At 62.8% G+C, this 524-nt stretch carries 1 protein-coding gene; it reads right to left on the reverse strand.

All coding sequences use genetic code 11. From position 1 onward, the window contains the following. Nucleotides 1–519: ISAs1 family transposase (locus EN786_RS36020; protein ID WP_135910015.1), on the reverse strand; the 519-nt coding region annotated here is incomplete at its 3' end. Nucleotides 520–524 lie beyond the last annotated feature (5 nt).

Genomic DNA, 524 nt, shown 5'->3' on the forward strand with positions numbered 1-524 from the left:
GGCGGTTTCGGCCAGATGTTGTTTGGCATGAGCGAGCCAATGGCGTCGGTTTCCCTTGAGCGCCAGCAGATAGTTCCCGCCACCATCGGTGATGGCTTTTGCCATGCGCTTGTGGCAGTGAAGTGCGTCGGCTGTGACCATTCTGCCAGTAAGATCAATGAGTTCGATCACCTTGAGGGCGGCCTCGACCTCATTGTCTCCGTCGTCCGGCGACACCGCCGCCAAGCATAGCCGCGTCTCGGCGGCGAAGGCCGACACCGTCAGCGGCGGACTGGCCGCAAGGCCCTTCTCATAGGCTCGTCGCAGCGCCTTGCCATCGAGCGAGACCACCTCCTGGCAGGCACGCGCGAAGTCTGCGGCAAAGGCGGCGAAGGCTCGCCCGAACGCCTCCGGATCAAGTAGTCGCAACAGCCGCGAGAAGGTGTCATGGCTGGGTGCCACCTCGTACTCGATCAAGCGCGACAGTGCCTGCCTGCGCTCCTGTGCAAACAGCGAGAACTCTGTTGCCTTGCTTGCCAGATCGG

Source organism: Mesorhizobium sp. M4B.F.Ca.ET.143.01.1.1 (assembly GCF_004792275.1).
Lineage (GTDB): Bacteria > Pseudomonadota > Alphaproteobacteria > Rhizobiales > Rhizobiaceae > Mesorhizobium > Mesorhizobium abyssinicae.